The 18096-nt window shown below is 42.1% G+C and carries 15 protein-coding genes; 2 read left to right on the top strand and 13 right to left on the bottom strand.

From position 1 onward, the window contains the following. Positions 1-46: 46 nt before the first annotated feature. The 13 genes from ACFX4X_RS08510 to ACFX4X_RS08450 form a co-directional block, all read right to left on the bottom strand. Positions 47-769: an amino acid ABC transporter ATP-binding protein gene (locus ACFX4X_RS08510; RefSeq protein WP_061463974.1), complete on the bottom strand. Its 723-nt coding sequence runs from the start codon at positions 767-769 to the stop codon at positions 47-49. After that, complete coding sequence (locus ACFX4X_RS08505; protein WP_061466139.1) at positions 762-1421, bottom strand: amino acid ABC transporter permease; 660 nt, start codon at positions 1419-1421, stop codon at positions 762-764. Before ACFX4X_RS08505 ends, ACFX4X_RS08510 begins: the two co-directional genes overlap by 8 nt. Before the next feature lie 128 nt (positions 1422-1549). Continuing rightward, positions 1550-2353: a transporter substrate-binding domain-containing protein gene (locus ACFX4X_RS08500; protein WP_445744651.1), complete on the bottom strand. Its 804-nt coding sequence runs from the start codon at positions 2351-2353 to the stop codon at positions 1550-1552. 328 nt (positions 2354-2681) lie between these two features. Further along, the gene (locus ACFX4X_RS08495) at positions 2682-3119 is read right to left on the bottom strand and encodes a BrxA/BrxB family bacilliredoxin (RefSeq protein WP_061463976.1); all 438 of its coding nucleotides are present in this window, start codon (positions 3117-3119) and stop codon (positions 2682-2684) included. Between the two features lie 208 nt (positions 3120-3327). Beyond that, positions 3328-4455 carry a methylmalonyl Co-A mutase-associated GTPase MeaB gene (gene meaB / locus ACFX4X_RS08490; RefSeq protein ID WP_061463977.1) on the bottom strand — a complete coding sequence of 376 codons (1128 nt, stop codon included), beginning with the start codon at positions 4453-4455 and terminating at the stop codon, positions 3328-3330. Continuing rightward, positions 4455-6647: a methylmalonyl-CoA mutase gene (gene scpA, locus ACFX4X_RS08485; RefSeq protein ID WP_061463978.1), complete on the bottom strand. Its 2193-nt coding sequence runs from the start codon at positions 6645-6647 to the stop codon at positions 4455-4457. Before scpA ends, meaB begins: the two co-directional genes overlap by 1 nt. 1 nt (position 6648) lies before the next feature. Next, positions 6649-8559, bottom strand: a complete 1911-nt coding sequence (locus ACFX4X_RS08480; RefSeq protein ID WP_377382940.1) for a methylmalonyl-CoA mutase family protein — start codon at positions 8557-8559, stop codon at positions 6649-6651. Positions 8560-8871: 312 nt separating this feature from the next. Further along, positions 8872-10158, bottom strand: coding sequence for a dihydrolipoamide acetyltransferase family protein (locus ACFX4X_RS08475; protein ID WP_377382938.1), 1287 nt, complete (start codon positions 10156-10158; stop codon positions 8872-8874). Between the two features lie 26 nt (positions 10159-10184). After that, positions 10185-11168 carry an alpha-ketoacid dehydrogenase subunit beta gene (locus tag ACFX4X_RS08470; protein WP_061463982.1) on the bottom strand — a complete coding sequence of 328 codons (984 nt, stop codon included), beginning with the start codon at positions 11166-11168 and terminating at the stop codon, positions 10185-10187. A gap of 12 nt (positions 11169-11180) precedes the next feature. Next, positions 11181-12176 (bottom strand): thiamine pyrophosphate-dependent dehydrogenase E1 component subunit alpha, encoded by a 996-nt coding sequence (locus tag ACFX4X_RS08465; protein ID WP_061463983.1) that lies wholly within the window; start codon positions 12174-12176, stop codon positions 11181-11183. A gap of 23 nt (positions 12177-12199) precedes the next feature. Then, complete coding sequence (lpdA, locus tag ACFX4X_RS08460) at positions 12200-13621, bottom strand: dihydrolipoyl dehydrogenase (protein ID WP_125160628.1); 1422 nt, start codon at positions 13619-13621, stop codon at positions 12200-12202. A gap of 128 nt (positions 13622-13749) precedes the next feature. Beyond that, entirely contained in the window at positions 13750-14847 is a 1098-nt protein-coding gene (gene bcd / locus ACFX4X_RS08455) for a branched-chain amino acid dehydrogenase (RefSeq protein WP_061463985.1), read from the bottom strand. Positions 14848-15218: 371 nt separating this feature from the next. After that, positions 15219-17276, bottom strand: coding sequence for a sigma-54 interaction domain-containing protein (locus ACFX4X_RS08450; protein ID WP_284470252.1), 2058 nt, complete (start codon positions 17274-17276; stop codon positions 15219-15221). 203 nt (positions 17277-17479) lie between these two features. Between ACFX4X_RS08450 and ACFX4X_RS08445 the strand changes: the two genes are divergently transcribed. Next, positions 17480-17716: a DUF2627 domain-containing protein gene (locus ACFX4X_RS08445; RefSeq protein WP_061463986.1), complete on the top strand. Its 237-nt coding sequence runs from the start codon at positions 17480-17482 to the stop codon at positions 17714-17716. 138 nt (positions 17717-17854) lie between these two features. Beyond that, a partial coding sequence (locus ACFX4X_RS08440) for an HTH domain-containing protein (protein WP_377382935.1) occupies positions 17855-18096 on the top strand: 242 nt, incomplete at its 3' end.

Raw genomic sequence — 18096 nt, 5'->3', positions numbered from 1 at the left:
CCTAGTCGTTACCTTTTTTTTATAATTATATACTATTTGCCTTGGCTTATAAAACTTTTTCCAAGAAGTCTTTTGCACGCTGGCTTTTCGGATTGGAAAAGAATTCTTCCGGAGCACTTTCTTCGACGAGAAGACCCCCGTCCAAGAAAAGTACACGATCGGCCACTTCTTTGGCAAATCCCATTTCATGCGTTACGATAAGCATGGTCATCCCAGTATGTGCCAGTGACTTCATTACCTCGAGCACTTCTTTTACCATCTCAGGATCAAGAGCTGAGGTCGGCTCATCGAAAAGCATCACTTCCGGATTCATTGCCAATGCCCGCGCAATGGCGACCCGTTGTTTTTGTCCGCCTGATAGACGATTCGGATATGACGATTCTTTATCGGCCAAACCGACTTTAGTCAAGAGCTCCCGGGCTTGTTTTACTGCTTCAGCTTTTGATAATTTTTTCACCTTCATCGGTGCATATGTCAGATTCTCCAGGACAGTTTTATGAGGAAATAAATGAAAATGTTGAAAAACCATTCCGACATTTTCACGCACTTTCATGATATTGGTCTTTTTTTCAGTGATGTTTTGATCTTTAAACCAAATTTGACCATCAGTTGGAGTCTCAAGCATATTGATGCAACGCAAGAAAGTTGATTTTCCCGAACCGGATGGGCCGATGATCGCTAACACTTCACCCTGCCCTATCTCGGTGCTGATGCCTTTTAATACCTCGAGCTTACCATAATTTTTTTTGAGCTCATCAATTTTAATCACTGCGTCTCATTCTCCTTTCAATCACCTTGCCTAAGATGGTAAGAACCATAACCATCACATAATAAATGAGACCGGCAAATAAAATCGGCTCGAAGAATTTATATGTCTCACCGCCGACAATATAAGAACGGCGCATGATATCCCCCAACCCAATAATTGTGACAACGGCTGATTCCTTCGTTAAGGAAATCACTTCGTTCACAAGGGACGGCAGGATATTCTTGATGGCCTGCGGAAGTATTATATTAAGCATCATCCCTGAATAGGGTACCCCAAGTGCAAGTGCAGCCTCACGTTGCCCTTTATCTACCGCTAGAATGCCTCCCCTGATAATCTCAGAGATGTATGCGGCAGAGTTTAGCCCGAATGCTAAAAATGCTGCTTGGAATGCTTCGATTTGAATCCCTAATATTTGTGGTGAACCAAAATAAATCAGCATTAATTGCAGCACTAAAGGGGTACCGCGGAAAATGGATGTATAAAAGTCAGCAATCCAATTTAAGGGCTTGATTCTACTGATTTTAAGTATAGATAATAATATTCCCAAAACAAAACCGATTACAGCCGCAACCGCTACAACCTTTAATGTAGTCGGTATTCCCTCCAGGATATATGGAAGGGAGGGTATAATCCTATCAAATTCCAGATTCACTCCATTCATCCTCTCTTATGAAGGCCGTTCTCATGGGCCTTCCTCCTGCTTCATTTAATGTCAATAAAGCGCGGAAAAACGTTCAGAAGGCATATTGCATCTCTTCTGAACGCTTTTCCTCTCTTGTATTATTCAGTTTCGCTGCCACCGAACCATTTTATTATTAATTTTTCCATTTCACCATTCTCTAACATTTTTTTCAATTCGGCATTGAATTCGTCAGTTAACTTGCTTCCTTTTTGGAAAGCGATTGCCGAACCGGCATCTTCTTCACCAGATTTGATCACATAGCCCACCAAATCTTTATTATCTTTCAAATAGCCTTTTGCCACAGTATCTTCCATGATTGCGGCGTCAAAACGTCCTGTGGACATTTCTTGAACAACCTCTGGAATACGATTCCGTTTTTCAATTTTCATCCCGGTCTTTTTGGATTTATTCAAGTCGTTTGCCAATGTCTCCTGAATGGATGCAAGCTGTACCCCTACCGTTTTCCCTTTTAAATCTTCAACAGTTTTGATCTTACTGTCCTTTGTCGTGATGATCATGTTTTTAGCTGTATAGTATATATCACTGAAATCAACGGATTGTTCACGTTTTTCTGTTGGAGTCATTCCAGAGATAACGAAATCGACCGATTTATTTTCCAGAGCCGGAACAAGACTATTAAAGTCAATGTCCTTCACTTGAACCTCATAACCTAATTTTTTACCGATTGCTTTAGCGATATCAATGTCAAATCCTTTTATTTGATCACTTTTAGATGTTTCAACATATTCAAATGGCGGATAATCCGCAGATGTTCCCATTACCAGGACCTTTTTGTCTTCTTTGCCAGCTGTGTTTTTATCTTTTTTCTCAGATGTTCCGCATGCTGCTAAAATACCTACTAATAACACAGAAGTAAGCAACAATGCTAACTGCTTTTTCAACTTCATTATTATTCCTCCAAAATGATATTTTCAATTCTCTTGTTATTAAATTTGGTTTTAGGTTACATAAATTAATTAATTCGCATAACTAATATTCATACACTAATGTGTATTTTAACACACTCTAATAATTATTCAATAACGTAAAAGATAGATTTACTTTTCGAAATATTCACTCAATTAACCTTCCCCATTTCGCACTTTTTCTCCAGAGGGGATATATCTGGCTTCCTTATCTATCTTCTTTCCTAAATGTTCCTTATTTATGCAAGTTCATGAATAAAAAAAAACCCGTCGATTGGCGGGTTTTTTTGCTTATGGCTATAGCTTACACTTCTTCGCAATATTGATCGAAGTAGTCTTGTAATTTTTCAACTACGGACATCGGGTGGTGCCCTTCAATTTCATGGCGTTCTATCATAGTGATGATTTTTCCATCTTTCAGCAATGCAAATGATGGGGATGACGGTGGATACCCTTCGAAGTAATCACGGGCTTTTTCCGTCGCCTCCTTATCTTGCCCAGCAAAAACAGTTACAAGCTGATCAGGGCGTTTATCATTATGAATCGCATGAGCTGCTGCAGGTCTAGCTATTCCCCCAGCGCAGCCACAAACGGAGTTGACCATAACAAGTGTCGTTCCTTTTTGTGCAAATACCTCTGCTACTTCCTCGGGAGTAGTCAATTCTGTATATCCAGCAGTCTTAATCTCATCGCGAGCCTGTTTGACTACGTCGTTCATTAAAAAATTAAAATCCATATTCATGGTATGTGCCCCTTCCAAGTTTTCTCTTCAATCCTATCATAACAATTGCCACTTCGTGATTCAATAAATTTACCTGCTAAAGGTGGATAAAGGGATCTGAAACATGTTTAAAACGAAAAGGAAGCGGGAACCATGTGTGTAACAACAAGAAAACTTCTTACAAAGGGATGGGGCATGAGAAACAATTCAAGCCCCACCCCTTTCCTGTTTAATTTGACTTAAACGTATCAGTAAAAAATTGAAAGACTTGCTTAACAGCAGTGGTGACCGTTTTATTCCCTGACATCACTTCATTCTCCAGAATAGGGAGAAGACCTTTGACGGTTTCATTTTTATAGAACATCGTTTTAAGCTGGTGATCCATTAATGAATAAAGCCATTCCTTAGATTGCATTCTTCTCCGTTCTTGAAAAACACCAGATTCCTTGGTCATAGCGGAAAATTCATTCAATACATCCCAAAGCTCTGGAATTCCTTTACCGGTTATGGCAGAACAAGTATATGCCTTTCCTGCCCATCCCTTTGTTGCCGGCTGAAGGAAGTGCAAGATTCTACTATATTCGGACTTTGTCCTAATCGCCAACGGAATGTTCTCCCCGTCCGCTTTATTGACCACAATTCCGTCCACAAGTTCCATGATCCCTTTTTTCATCCCCTGTAATTCATCCCCGGCACCGGTTAGGACAAGGAGCATGAAGAAGTCGACCATACTTCGTACTATAGCTTCACTCTGGCCGACACCAACAGTTTCTATCAGGATGACATCAAATCCTGCCGCTTCACAAAGCAACATCGTTTCCCTTGTTTTGCGGTGAACTCCTCCTAAGGTGCCTTCGGATGGTGAGGGCCTTATGAAGGCACGGGGGTTTCTTGCCAGCTCCTCCATCCTCGTCTTATCACCTAGGATACTTCCCCCGTTGATAGAAGAGCTTGGGTCGACGGCTAGAACAGCAACCTTATGGCCCCTTGCACATAAGTAGGATCCAAACGTCTCGATAAACGAGCTTTTCCCTGCACCTGGCACTCCGGAAATCCCGATTCGAATCGAGTTCCCTGTATGAGAAAGGATGGAATGTAATAATTCCTGTGCAGGATCGAAGTGGTGGGGTGCATTGCTTTCAATCAGTGTAATCCCTTTAGCAAGATTGGCCCTATCCCCTTTTATGATTCCCTCTTTAAGTTCATGGATCGGTATGCTTACATTTTGTTTTTTGACGAATTTGCTTTTTGAAGCTTTGTTATGACTGGCTGTTAATTCTACACCTGGCTTTAATGAAGAAGCAAAACCTTCCTGATTGTTAAGATCGACCCATTCCGGCTTCTTGTCTTCACTCATTATTGGACCACTTCCTCATATCCGAGGCGATTGTATATTTCCTGAAGCACTTTTTTCGCTGCCTGTGGAATGACTGTACCAGGTCCAAAAATGGCTGAAGCGCCATTTTCCATTAAGTAATCATAATCCTGTGCAGGGATGACGCCGCCGACGATCACTATGATGTCTTCACGGCCCAATTTCTTCAGTTCCGACATTAGCTGCGGTAACAATGTTTTATGACCGGCAGCAAGCGAACTCATTCCGACAACATGCACATCATTTTCCACGGCCTGTAAGGCGGTTTCTTCCGGTGTTTGGAATAATGGACCGATATCGACATCATAGCCTAAATCCGCAAACCCCGTTCCTACTACTTTAGCTCCACGATCATGACCGTCCTGACCCATTTTAGCCATTAACAAACGCGGTCTTCTTCCTTCATTTTCAAGGAACTCTTCCGTCATGCGGACGACTTCCTCAATTTCCGCTTCTTTTGAGTATGCCGAGCTATATACACCGCTGATAGAACGGATCGTTGCTTTATGACGTCCAGCCACCTCTTCGACCGCATCGGAGATTTCACCTAGTGAAGCCCGTACTCTTGTAGCTTGCACAGCCAGTTCAAGCAGGTTACCTTCGCCTGTTCTAGCAGCCCTGGATAGCGCCTGAAGAGCTTCATCCACCTTTGCCTGATCACGCTTCGCTTTTAATTCGCCCAAACGCTTTAGCTGACTTTCGCGAACTGCGGTATTATCAATCTCCAGTATTTCAATCGGATCTTCTTTTTTCAAACGATATTTATTGACGCCGACAATCGTTTCATCCTGAGAATCGATTTTAGCTTGACGCTTTGCAGCCGCTTCCTCGATCCTCATTTTTGGAAGGCCGGTTTCGATTGCCTTTGCCATTCCTCCAAGACCTTCGATTTCTTCTATGTGAGCCCAAGCCCTTTCGATTAATTCATTAGTGAGCGATTCTACATAATATGAACCCGCCCATGGATCGATTACCTTTGTGATACCGGTTTCCTCCTGCAGATAAAGCTGTGTGTTACGTGCAATGCGGGCCGAGAAATCAGTTGGCAGTGCAATGGCCTCATCCAGTGCGTTCGTATGCAGGGACTGTGTATGTCCCAGTGCGGCCGCATGAGCTTCAATCAGGGTCCTTGCGACATTATTAAACGGATCCTGCTCGGAGAGGCTCCAGCCGGAGGTTTGGGAATGAGTCCTTAATGCCATCGCTTTATTATTTTTCGGTTCGAACTGTTTCATCAGTTTTGACCAAATGAAACGAGCCGCCCTCATTTTCGCCACCTCCATGAAATAGTTCAATCCTACAGCCCAGAAGAATGACAGGCGTGGTGCAAACTTATCGATATCAATACCTGCCTTCATGCCGGTACGTGCGTACTCAAGACCATCAGCCAATGTATAGGCCAGTTCGATATCCGCCGGCGCCCCCGCTTCTTGGAGATGATAACCCGAGATGGAAATGGAATTGAATTTCGGCATATATTTGGAGGTATACTCAAAAATATCAGCTATGATTTTCATGGACATTTCAGGTGGGTAGATATACGTATTCCGAACCATATATTCCTTTAAGATGTCATTTTGAATCGTGCCCGAAAGCTTATCCTGTGTAACGCCTTGTTCTTCAGCTGTCACGATATAAAAAGCCAGGATAGGTAATACTGCACCGTTCATAGTCATTGATACGGACATCTGATCTAGCGGAATCCCGTTGAAAAGGATTTTCATGTCAAGGATGGAATCAATGGCAACTCCCGCTTTCCCCACATCACCGACAACGCGTGGATGATCGGAGTCATAACCACGGTGTGTGGCTAAATCAAAGGCAACTGAGAGCCCTTTTTGCCCCATCGCCAGATTACGTCTGTAGAACGCATTGGATTCCTCAGCAGTCGAAAAACCTGCATACTGGCGTACCGTCCAAGGACGATTGACATACATCGAAGGATAGGGCCCCCTTGTAAACGGAGCGATGCCTGGGACACTTTCCATATGCTCCAATTCGCGATTATCTTCTTTAACATAAAGCGGTTTGACTTTTATTTGTTCATTGGTTTCAAACAGAAGGCTATCGATATTTTGCCCAACGGCTTTTTCGGCTTCTTTTTTCCATGCTTCTACCGTCCCTTTAATCTTAGCCTTGGCAGGATTTATAGCAGAAAAATTCGGTTTTTTCATTTCAGTTCACCCCTAGCTCATGCAATAATTCCAATAAAATTGCTATTACGTTCGTTTTAACATGGATAGAATCTTTCATTCCGGCTTCACTTAGTGTGATTTCCAATTCTTCTTGCTGCTTGCCAGCCAAATAAATATTGATTTCAGGGAATTGCTTTTTAATTTCTTTAATTGTGATTGGGGCTAATTCCGCGTAGTCACCATCACTGCCGCAAATACAATAGATAGGGAAATTGGTCGAAGCTACGTAATCGACTGCTTCCTGAATGGTTTGACACCCCTTACTACCTACTGTTTCAATACCTCCTGCTGCAGCCAGACTTTTAACGAAATCTGCACGGGGTTTATAGGATTTAAGGTTTTTCAAATTAATCAAACCGATTGTTGGAGCTGTTCCATTTATTTCTTTATAACTTTCACTGCGCAGTCTTATTTGTTCGAACTGAATGGATACCCGTTCCAAGGCGATTGGCGTAATGCCAACCGGCTTCTCAACTTTCATGTATGACACATGTTTATCCAGTGTCGGGGTTTTAATCTTATCAGCTGGATTCGGATAAACATTCGTTCCGATAATACTATCTTTTCTGAAAGCCGCATTTTGAACTCTTCCTAGGTATACTTCAGCTATGTCTTTCTGTAGGGTGCCTTGCTTAATCAGCTCTAAAATCCCCCCGGCTTCATCGATTTCAAGGAATTTCGCCCAAGCCTTTTCAGCCAATTCATCCGTTAATTGTTCAACATACCAAGAACCGCCAGCAGGATCGACCACGGTGGTGATATTTGTTTCCTCTTTTAAAATCAAATGAGTGTTACGGGCGATTCTTTCTGAAAAATCATCAGATTCACCAGTTGCATGAGTAAATGGATGAATTTGAAGATATTGAATGCCACCGATAGCTGCAGCAAAAGCTTGGTTTGTGGTCCGAAGAATATTGACGTGCTGGTCATATAGCGTTTCTGTCAGTTCGGAAGTAACAGCATGTATGGCCATTTTAAAATGATCCGGAGCTGTATCGAAGGCTTCAGCAAGACCTGCCCAAAGCCTCCTGGCAGCCCGCAGTTTGGCGATGGACATAAAGTAATTGGAATCGACTGCAAACGAAAATACTATTCTTTCGGAAACTGAAGAAATGGAAAGCCCTTGTTTTTGCCCTTCCAATAGATATTGGACGGCTGCCGATAATCCGTACGCGATTTCTTGAACGGCATTGGCTCCTCCATTATGATAGACTGCCGTATTAATCAGGACTGTCTTTAAATCCCGGCCTACCTTCTGATAATCTTGGATCGTCTTAAGCCATTCTGCAAAATAATGATCCGTATCCTCTGGCAGCTGACCGCCAATGAGCCATTCTGCAATGGGATCTTCTGCAACTACGCCTGTCAATTGGGCATTTTGCGATTCAGCAACGGCTTTGAATTGCGGGAATAATCCTTTTTGTTTTCCCTTAAGGTCAATGAAAACCGGGATTTCCCTTAATGGGATATCTTTAAACAATTTTTCAGCCCTTGCTCCCTCAGCAAGCAATCTTGCAGGGTACGCCACGACATTTTGACCGCGCTTGAATGACACCTTCATCTTTTCATTTGCCTCTTCAGCCGTGACACCGCTTACAGGTTGAACGACCAGCCAAGGTTTTTCATAATAACCCGTTGGAAACGTTCCTCGGGTATAAGGGAAGAACCCTGGCAATTCAGCTACATTTGCCGTTGAATCCGCCGTTTCTGTATAAAGTGGATATAAAGTGATGCCCTCATATGTATTCGTTTTTAATTTTTCTACACTTTTTCCTTTTAAACTGACTTCCGCAGCTTCTTTCCACTCTTCCAAAGAAGGCTTAGGAAAGGTTATGTTTTTTACATCTTTCAGTTCCATCTGTAATCGCTTTCTTATCGTCTGCCGTCTCAATCCCCATATCCACTCTTCGGGAGAACGAACGCTCAGTCAGTTCAGATAAGAAAACCACCCTCCCATCAATTTGATCTGGATTATACTAACATTCTATCATAATTTTCTTGAAATTTAAGCCAATAGAAATTAGCAAAGGAGTTCTAAGAGAAGCTGATAGCCTTTTTCGTCTCTTTGAAATAAAGTACAGCCCTATTCTGTGCTAGAACAGCTCTCAATAAAATAATAGCAAAAATAAAATTTTTGTCGATGTTTTTCTAAAAAGAAGTACAAAAAAAGGAAGGAACCTACTGTCCTTCCTTTTTCTTCATTTTAGTATATGGAAGTGTTTTCTTTGGAAATCTTTTCGATGATTTCTTTAACTCTTGCGAGGAATCGTCCACATACCAGGCCGTCCAAAACACGATGATCTAGTGATAAACAGAGATTAACCATATCCCGTACTGCAATCATGTCATTTATGACCACTGGCCGTTTCACAATTGTTTCAACTTGTAAAATGGCTGCCTGTGGATAATTGATGATTCCCATGGATTGGACAGAACCGAATGAACCAGTGTTATTAACAGTGAACGTGCCACCTTGCATATCCTCTGCTTTTAACTTACCCGCCTTCACTTTGGATGCGAGTTCCTGTATCTCCCTTGCAATACCTTTGATTGATTTTTCATCTGCATTTTTTATGACCGGTACAAATAAGGCATCTTCAGTTGCAACGGCTATTGATATATTGATTTCTTTCTTTTGTATGATTTTTTCGCCTGCCCACATCGAATTGAGCTCTGGAAATTCCGTAAGGGCTTGAGCAACCGCTTTTACGAAAAAGGCAAAGTACGTTAAATTATAACCTTCTTTTTGTTTAAAGTCGGATTTTAGATTATCACGCAACTTCACCATATTGCTTGCGTCAACTTCCACCATCGTCCAAGCATGCGGAATTTCGTGCTTACTTTTCAACATATTGGACGCAATTGCCTTACGGATGCCGGTAACAGGTATTTCCTTGTCACCAGCCGCAGTCGTAACGTTTGTTACTGGGCTGGTTTGACGATCAACTTGAGGAGCGAGCACTTTAGGAGCCGAATCGGGCATTGCCGAAGGCTCATCCGCCTTAGGAAGATTCCCTGATTCAACAAGTTTAAGTAAATCTTTACGGGTGATCCGTCCCTCATTCCCCGTTCCTTTCACTTTTGAAAGATCGATTCCATGCTCCTGGGAAAGTTTTAACACTGCTGGCGAATAGCGAGCTTTCCTTGATGGTTCGGCCGCTTGCTGTACATTTCTTGTAACAGGTGCATCAACTTTTTCTACGCTATGAGAAACAGCTTGCCCTACATTATCGTTATCCGTCTTTGCCGTTTCAACTTCAATCGAGCAAATGACTTCCCCGACTGCTAACGTTTGATTCTCATCCGCTTTCAATTCCTTGATGATGCCGGTGAAGGAAGAAGGAACCTCAGCATTTACTTTATCCGTCATCACTTCAGCTAACGGGTCGTATTTCGTGACATGATCCCCAGGCTTTACAAGCCATTTACTGATGGTTCCCTCTGTGACACTTTCGCCTAGTTGAGGCATCTTCATTAATTCCATAGCCATAAATCGTTCCTCCTTCTTAACAGTCATTAATACTCAGCCAATTCCCTCATAGCTTTTTCCACCTTATCTGGATTCACCATAAAATGTTTTTCCATCGTAGGCGCATATGGCATGGCAGGTACATCAGGTCCGGCCAACCGTTTTACAGGAGCATCCAAATCAAAAAGACAATGCTCGGCAATGATGGCTGCGACCTCACTCATAATGCTTCCTTCTTTATTGTCCTCCGTAACCAGTAAAACTTTCCCCGTTTTAGATGCCGCTTCTATGATAGCATCTTTATCTAAAGGGTAGACGGTGCGCAAGTCAAGAACATGTGCAGAGATTCCATCTGCAGCTAATTTTTCTGCTGCCTGAAGGGCAAAATGCACACAAAGGCCATAGGAGATGACAGTAATGTCTTCCCCTTCCCTTTTCACATCCGCCTTACCGATTGGAAGTACATAATCTTCAGTGGGTACCTCACCCTTGATCAAGCGATATGCGCGTTTATGTTCAAAGAAAAGCACTGGATCTTCATCGCGAATGGCAGCTTTAAGCAAACCCTTTACATCATACGGAGTGGAAGGCATCACAATTTTCAAACCCGGCTGATTGGCAAAGATTGCTTCAACCGATTGTGAATGATAAAGAGCTCCATGAATTCCTCCTCCATATGGGGCACGGATCACCATAGGACAGCTCCAGTCATTATTGGAACGGTATCTAATCTTGGCTGCCTCTGAAACAATTTGGTTAATGGCAGGCATGATGAAATCAGCAAATTGCATCTCAGCTATCGGCCGAAGCCCATACATGGCGGCTCCAATTCCCACTCCTGCAATTGCAGATTCAGCGAGCGGTGTATCGATGACCCTGGCTTCACCGAATTGGTCATATAAACCATGAGTCGCTTTAAAGACCCCACCTTTTTTTCCAACATCCTCTCCCAATACGAATACACGGGAATCACGTTCCATCTCTTCCCTCATTGCCATTGTTACAGCATCTATATAAGAAATCACTGGCATTCTATTACCCCCTTACTTTTGTGCATACACATGATTCATTGCACTTTCAGCCTTCGGATATGGAGCATTTTCAGCATAATCAGTAGCTTCGTTGACTATCTTCATGACTTCATCATTCATTTGTTTCTCAAGATCCTCATCCATGATTCCCACTTCTTTTAAATACGCTCCAAATGTCTTTATGGAATCCTTTGTTTTAGCTTCGGCCACTTCATCCGCTGTCCGGTAGCTTCTGTCATCATCATCACTTGAATGTGGAGTGAGCCTATATGAAACGGTTTCTACAAGGGAAGGCCCCTCTCCCCTTCGTGCACGGTCAGCCGCTTCTTTCACTGCTGCATACACTTCCAATGGGTCATTGCCATCCACCGTTATTCCAGGCATCCCATAGCCAATCGCCCTATCGGAAACATTTTCACACGATAGCTGTTTCTCAATAGGAACGGAAATCGCATATTTATTATTTTCACACATGAAAATGACCGGTAGCTTATGCACACCTGCAAAGTTGGCCCCTTCATGAAAATCGCCCTGATTTGATGAACCTTCCCCAAACGTTACGAATGTTACTAAATCCTTACCTTCCATCTTCCCAGCAAGGGCAATTCCAACTGCATGCGGGACCTGTGTCGTTACAGGTGACGAACCGGTGACGATTCTATTTTCCTTTTGACCAAAATGTCCAGGCATTTGACGTCCCCCGGAATTGGGATCTTCCTCTTTCGCAAAACCTGAAAGCATCAAGTCTTTTGCGGTCATTCCGAAGGTAAGAACCACACCAACATCCCGATAATAAGGCAGTACATAATCCTTTTGCCTATCCAGCGCAAAAGCTGCTCCAACCTGTGCAGCTTCTTGCCCCTGGCAGGAAATTACGAAGGGAATTTTCCCGGACCGGTTTAAAAGCCACATACGCTCATCAATCCTGCGGGACAAAAGCATTGTCCTGTACATATCTAAAACCATTTCCTCAGTTAAGCCTAATTGTTCATGACGTTTTTCTACCATCATAAAACCTCCTGACCTTATTCTTATGAATGAATGGCAAGTCCATCGATAGCAAGCGCCGCCTCGCCGATTGCTTCAGAAAGACTTGGATGTGGATGAATTGTCTTGGCTACCTCCCAAGGTGTCGCATCAAGTACTTTTGCAAGTCCAGCTTCTGAAATCATATCCGTAACATGTGGTCCGATCATATGAACGCCAAGTATATCATCCGTTTTCTTATCTGCAATGATTTTGACAAAACCATCTGCTTCCCCGAATACAAGGGCCTTACCAACTGCACGGAATGGGAATTTCCCAATTTTAAGTTCATAGCCTTCCTTGTTTGCCTGCTCTTCCGTCAAACCTACGCTGGCAGCTTCAGGGCTAGAATACACACATTTTGAAATTAGCGAATAATCCAACCGTTCTGGTTTTTGGCCTGCCATATGCTCAACGGCTGTAATACCTTCATGGGAGGCAACATGAGCCAATTGAAGACCGCCGATACAATCACCGATCGCATAGATATGTGTTTCCTTCGTTTGGAAGAATTCATTGGTTTCAATAAAGCCTTTTTCTTTCACAATTTCCGTATTTTCAAGGCCGATCCCTTCAACATTTGCTGATCTGCCCACGGAAACCAGCATTTTTTCAGCTGTGAATTCCTCTACCGATCCATTTACTTCAGCAGAAATAGTTACTGAAACATCCGTTTTCAGGGTTTCAGGCAATACCTTGGCACCTGTAACGAATTTGACGCCTTTTTTAGTTAGGAGACGAAGCATCTCACTAGAAATATCATGATCTTCTGTCGGGATGATTCTATCCGCATATTCAAGTACTGTTACTTCAACACCAAAATCATTCAGCATCGAGGCCCATTCAATTCCGATAACTCCCCCGCCTACAATAATCAATGATTTTGGCAGGCTCTCAAGCTTTAGGGCTTCATCCGATGTTAAGACCAATTCCCCATCAATTGGTAAACCTGGCAGTGTCCTCGGACGCGAACCGGTAGCTATGATAATATTCTGAGGAATAAGCATTTCATTTTCACTGCCATTATTCATTTCCACGGAAATTGTCCCAGGCATCGGTGAAAATATAGATGGACCAAGTATACGTCCTAATCCTTCATAAACGGTTATCTTCCCTTGTTTCATCAAGTGCTGAACACCTTTATAGAGTTGATCAACCACTTTATTTTTTCTTTCCTGTACCTTAAGGAAATCCAACTTTACATCCCCGGTAATAATACCGAATTCCTCGCTCTTCACTGCAGTCTGATAAACTTCTGCACTTCTTAAAAGTGCTTTTGAAGGGATACAGCCTTTATGTAGACACGTTCCGCCGAGCTTGCCTTTTTCCACGACAGCCGTTTTCAATCCTAATTGTGCAGCCCTTATTGCTGCCACATACCCACCTGTTCCTCCTCCGAGGATAACGAGGTCAAATTCTTCAGCCAAAACCACTCCTCCTCATAATTACAGATTGTCACCTTTTTACTTGCACTATGTTTATTACGTTATCCATGTTGAAAATTCCTGTGTTTATTTAAAAAAAACACAGGAATCTATAACTTGTATAACTACATTCATTTTCTTCCATTCAAGATATGCTTTTCATTTTGTAAAAATTGACTTCTTGAATTCCTCATACGAGCAATGCGCTCCTCTGCCATCCTGTCCGCTGCTTTGTAAGTTGGAATTTGATCACGTTTTGCAATCTCCATGACTCGTTCAATGGTATCATAAACCGTTTCCACTTTCTTAAGCGCTCTTTCCCGATTATACCCTAAAAGCTCATCAGCCACGTTTATGACTCCACCTGCGTTAATTACATAATCAGGAGCATATATAATACCTTTTTCATGAATTTGATCGCCATGAACAGGATCCTTCAATTGATTATTGGCTGCACCTGCAATGACTTTCGCCTTGATTTTATTGATTGTTTGATCATTTATGACAGCCCCTAATGCACAAGGAGCATAGATATCACATTCAACCCCATAAATTTCATCTGGATCCACTGCTGTCGCCCCAAAGGATTCAACTGCACGGGCCACGCTTTCTTTATTGATATCAGTCACGATCAGTTTAGCGCCCTCCTCATGAAGGTGGCGGCATAAGTTATAAGCTACATTCCCGACGCCTTGGACTGCAATTACCTTGCCTTCTAAAGAATCATTGCCGAATGCTTCTTTTGCAGCAGCTTTCATACCGCGGTATACCCCATAAGCAGTTACAGGGGAAGGGTTACCTGAAGAACCGAATGCAGGGGAAATCCCAGTGACAAAATCCGTTTCCTCGTGGATGAGATCCATGTCTTCAACTGTCGTCCCTACATCTTCAGCTGTTATATAACGCCCATTCAGCCCTTGGATATACCTTCCGAACGCACGGAACATTTCTTCATTTTTATCCTTGCGCGGATCGCCGATGATGACGGTTTTTCCCCCGCCTAAATTCAAGCCGGCTGCTGCATTCTTATATGTCATTCCTTTCGAAAGCCTTAAAGCGTCTTCTATGGCATCTTCTTCAGAAGCATACGTCCACATCCTTGTGCCACCAAGTGCAGGTCCCAATGTCGTATCATGAATGGCAATAATCGCTTTCAAACCCGATTGTTTATCCTGACAGAATAGCAGTTGTTCGTAATCATACTTCTCAAGATATTTAAAAATTTCCATAAAGGAATCCTCCCTAGATGTTTTAATCGTTTGTGTCAGATATGAGGATGCTAAATTACTCCTCATTCTTACTGGTTACTACGTTCATTTTAAATAAATTCCGCTAAACACATGATATTTTTCCCATTTGGAATGGTTCCCTTGAAAAATCCATTCACTTTTAAATATGCAAATAACATGCCAATAAACTGAAAAGTGAGAGCCTTTTTAACCAAAAAAAGGAGATGCTGGTTCATAAGTTGGACAACTATAGCCTATAACAAATTTAAAAAAATTTCATGTTAGAAGTGGACTCTCACTCAAATTAAAATAAATCAGAAAATTCCGTGCAGTTTTTTTCATAGTGCGCAAATTTTAACGTGCAAAGAATTTCATAGTTCGAATTTTTCCATTTTGTAATACAGATTTCTAACTGATATCCCCAGCGCTTTTGCTGTAAGTGTTTTATTTCCATTGTGTGTATAGATCGCTTGCTGAATGATTTCGGCTTCATACTGGTCTATTATCTCCGAGAGCGGTTTACCCGATACGTAGCCAGAAGAAGGCCTCATTAATTTCTCCTGTTTTAATGGAACCTCTTCGATAAAATCGGGAATATGCTGTATATCAATGATCGTCTCGTTCAATTTCATGAAAATGATCGCCCGTCCTAAAATATTCTCCAGTTCCCTCACATTCCCTGGCCAGTTATAGATTTGCATCTTATGTATAGCATCTGCAGTGATTCCCTCTATGCTCCGTCCATACTCCTGATTGATTTTATGAATTAAATGCTCCGCCAATTCTTTCAAATCTTCTTTTCGCTTTCGTAAAGGAGCAATGAAAATGGGCATGCGGTTCAGCCTGAAATATAAATCTTCCCTGAATGATCCGCTTGATATTGCCTGTTCAAGGTTGATATTCGTAGCTGCTATGACACGGACATTGATGGGAATCGGCTTTGTTCCCCCCACTCTGATGATTTCCCGTTCTTGTAAAACCCGTAGTAATTTTGCTTGGATGTTGGCTGGTAATTCACCAATTTCGTCCAAAAAGATACTCCCTTGATTTGCCTCTTCGAAAAAACCGACCTTTCCGCCTCTGCTTGCCCCTGTAAAGGCTCCCTCATCATAACCAAACAGTTCACTTTCAAGTAATGATTCTGAGATGGCCGCGCAATTTACACGTACGAATTTATTGAATTTCCTATCGCTCGCATTATGGATGGCGTGGGCAAACAACTCTTTTCCTGTCCCTGATTCCCCTCTCAATAAGACAGTAGCGGGTGTCCTTGCCGATAATTTCGCCTGTTCAATCGGAAGCTTCATCTCTTCGGAAGCTCCTATTATATCATCAAAGGAATATTTAGCCTGCAATGTCCGGATAATTTGTCTCGCCCGATTCAATTCGTGAGTCAATGCTTGAATTTCGGATACATCATGAATGACGCCAACACTGCCTTTCAAGCACCCGTCCACAATGATTGGAGCTACATTCACAATCACTTCCTTATGTTTTGGGCCGACACGCATATTGACACCCCGAACAGGCTTTTTTGTCTGGAGCACTTTCATATGCATACTATCACCTTCGTAAATATCGATGGAAGCCGGCTTACCAATCACTTGGTTCTTTGTTAAGCCAGTGATTCTTGTATATGCCGGATTGATCAATAGTCCCCTCCCTTGATCATCCACGACCGATATGGCTTCATCACTGGATTGAATGATTGCCTGGAGCATCGTCTGTATCTCTTTTAAATCAGTGATCTGCTCCGCCAATTGCACAGCTTCCGTTTTATTCCTAAACACGGAAAAAGCCCCTATGATTTCCTTATCGGCATTTACCAGAGGAATCCTTGTCGTTATGAGCTCCATCCCATTAGTAAGCGTGATCTCCTGATTTACTTCTTTTTTGTTCATTTCCATCACTCGAAGTAATCCAGTTGAAGGGAAGAGATCTTTGATATGTCTGCCAATCACATCCTCGCGCTTTGTGTCAGATGCTCGTTCCGCACTATCATTGAACATGATGATGAATCCCTCATGATCAATCACTACCATCCCTTCACTGGTCGTATTCAGGATCAAATCCATTTTTGCCGAGGCATTCTCCAATTTATTTATTAAACGATTTTTCTCTTCAAACAGCTTAGTCATAATGAGGGCGACACTTCCAGGAATGAGTATCGTTTGATCATCCATATCCCTTTTTATCTTTTTATAGACGGACGGGTCTCCAGTCGTATCAAAAATGATGTCCAAATCCCAATCCAATCCCTTGCTCCAATTAGTCACTGTAGGAATCCTTCGCTCTTTTGCAGCAAGCATTCCTTCAGCCGATTCATTTGTATCAGCCATACAAACAATTGAGAATACTTCACTTTCCGAAAGGAGTTTCAACACGGTTGTCCCTCCCACTCCTCCCCCCACTATCATGACTTTTTGCATGAGCCATCCCCCTTAAATAATTACCCATTTATTATATCTATCTCTGCAATTTTTTTCATACTCCACATCTCATCTTACCATATTGGTATCCTTTAAAAAAAGCCACCAACTTCCAGTCATTTTCTAGATTCCCGAAACTTGACAAATATTTTATATCTATTATCATTTTTAAAAGATGGAATTTTCGGAAGGGATTTGACAGCATGAAACGTTTAATCGCTTTTTTGATTCTTTTTATACCCGGGGCCTTCGCTGCCTATGGCATAAAAATAATGAGGGACATGGTGTTCGGTATTTTACAGCCTCCCTATCCAGTCCTTTGGCTGCAATTTTTAATCGGACTGCTTTTAGCGATTGCCGGGATAGCCTTTATCGCAGGCTTCGTCCTTCATCGAGATCGAAAACAAAATAAGGTCCAAAGCAGGTTCAATAAATTTTAAACACTAAAAAGAACACAAAAAAAGAAGGTGCCATATAATTAAACTGTACCCTGTAGAGTAGACACTTAAAAAAAGTGTCTACTCTACAGGGTCTTTTTTTGTACAATGGAATGACTACAAGCAGAGGAGAATGGAAAAATGGCTAAAAAGCTCTTCACGACAAAAGAAATAGAGATATTGTCAACTAATCCTTATGTGAAATCAGTCAGTACTAAAGGAATTACATATACTGATGAGTTTAAACAGATATTTATTACTCATTCTAATAACGGAACACCTGCTAGAGAGATATTCGAAGGATGCGGATTTGATATTGAGATTATTGGTATTGATCGTGTACATTCATCTAGGGACAGGTGGCGTGCAGCCTATCGCAAAAA

It is taken from the genome of Peribacillus sp. YIM B13481, from assembly GCF_042787985.1.
In the GTDB taxonomy this organism is placed as follows: Bacteria; Bacillota; Bacilli; order Bacillales; family DSM-1321; genus Peribacillus; species Peribacillus simplex_A.
This window is presented reverse-complemented; position numbering and strand designations above follow the sequence as displayed.

Coding starts and splice junctions, on each gene's coding strand:
- ACFX4X_RS08495 (WP_061463976.1), bottom strand. CDS start 3,119: ATGAATATGGATTTTAATTTTTTAATGAACGACGTAGTCAAACAGGCT.
- meaB (WP_061463977.1), bottom strand. CDS start 4,455: ATGAGTGAAGACAAGAAGCCGGAATGGGTCGATCTTAACAATCAGGAA.
- scpA (WP_061463978.1), bottom strand. CDS start 6,647: ATGAAAAAACCGAATTTTTCTGCTATAAATCCTGCCAAGGCTAAGATT.
- ACFX4X_RS08475 (WP_377382938.1), bottom strand. CDS start 10,158: ATGGCTATGGAATTAATGAAGATGCCTCAACTAGGCGAAAGTGTCACA.
- ACFX4X_RS08470 (WP_061463982.1), bottom strand. CDS start 11,168: ATGCCAGTGATTTCTTATATAGATGCTGTAACAATGGCAATGAGGGAA.
- ACFX4X_RS08465 (WP_061463983.1), bottom strand. CDS start 12,176: ATGGTAGAAAAACGTCATGAACAATTAGGCTTAACTGAGGAAATGGTT.
- bcd (WP_061463985.1), bottom strand. CDS start 14,847: ATGGAAATTTTTAAATATCTTGAGAAGTATGATTACGAACAACTGCTA.
- ACFX4X_RS08450 (WP_284470252.1), bottom strand. CDS start 17,276: ATGCAAAAAGTCATGATAGTGGGGGGAGGAGTGGGAGGGACAACCGTG.
- ACFX4X_RS08445 (WP_061463986.1), top strand. CDS start 17,480: ATGAAACGTTTAATCGCTTTTTTGATTCTTTTTATACCCGGGGCCTTC.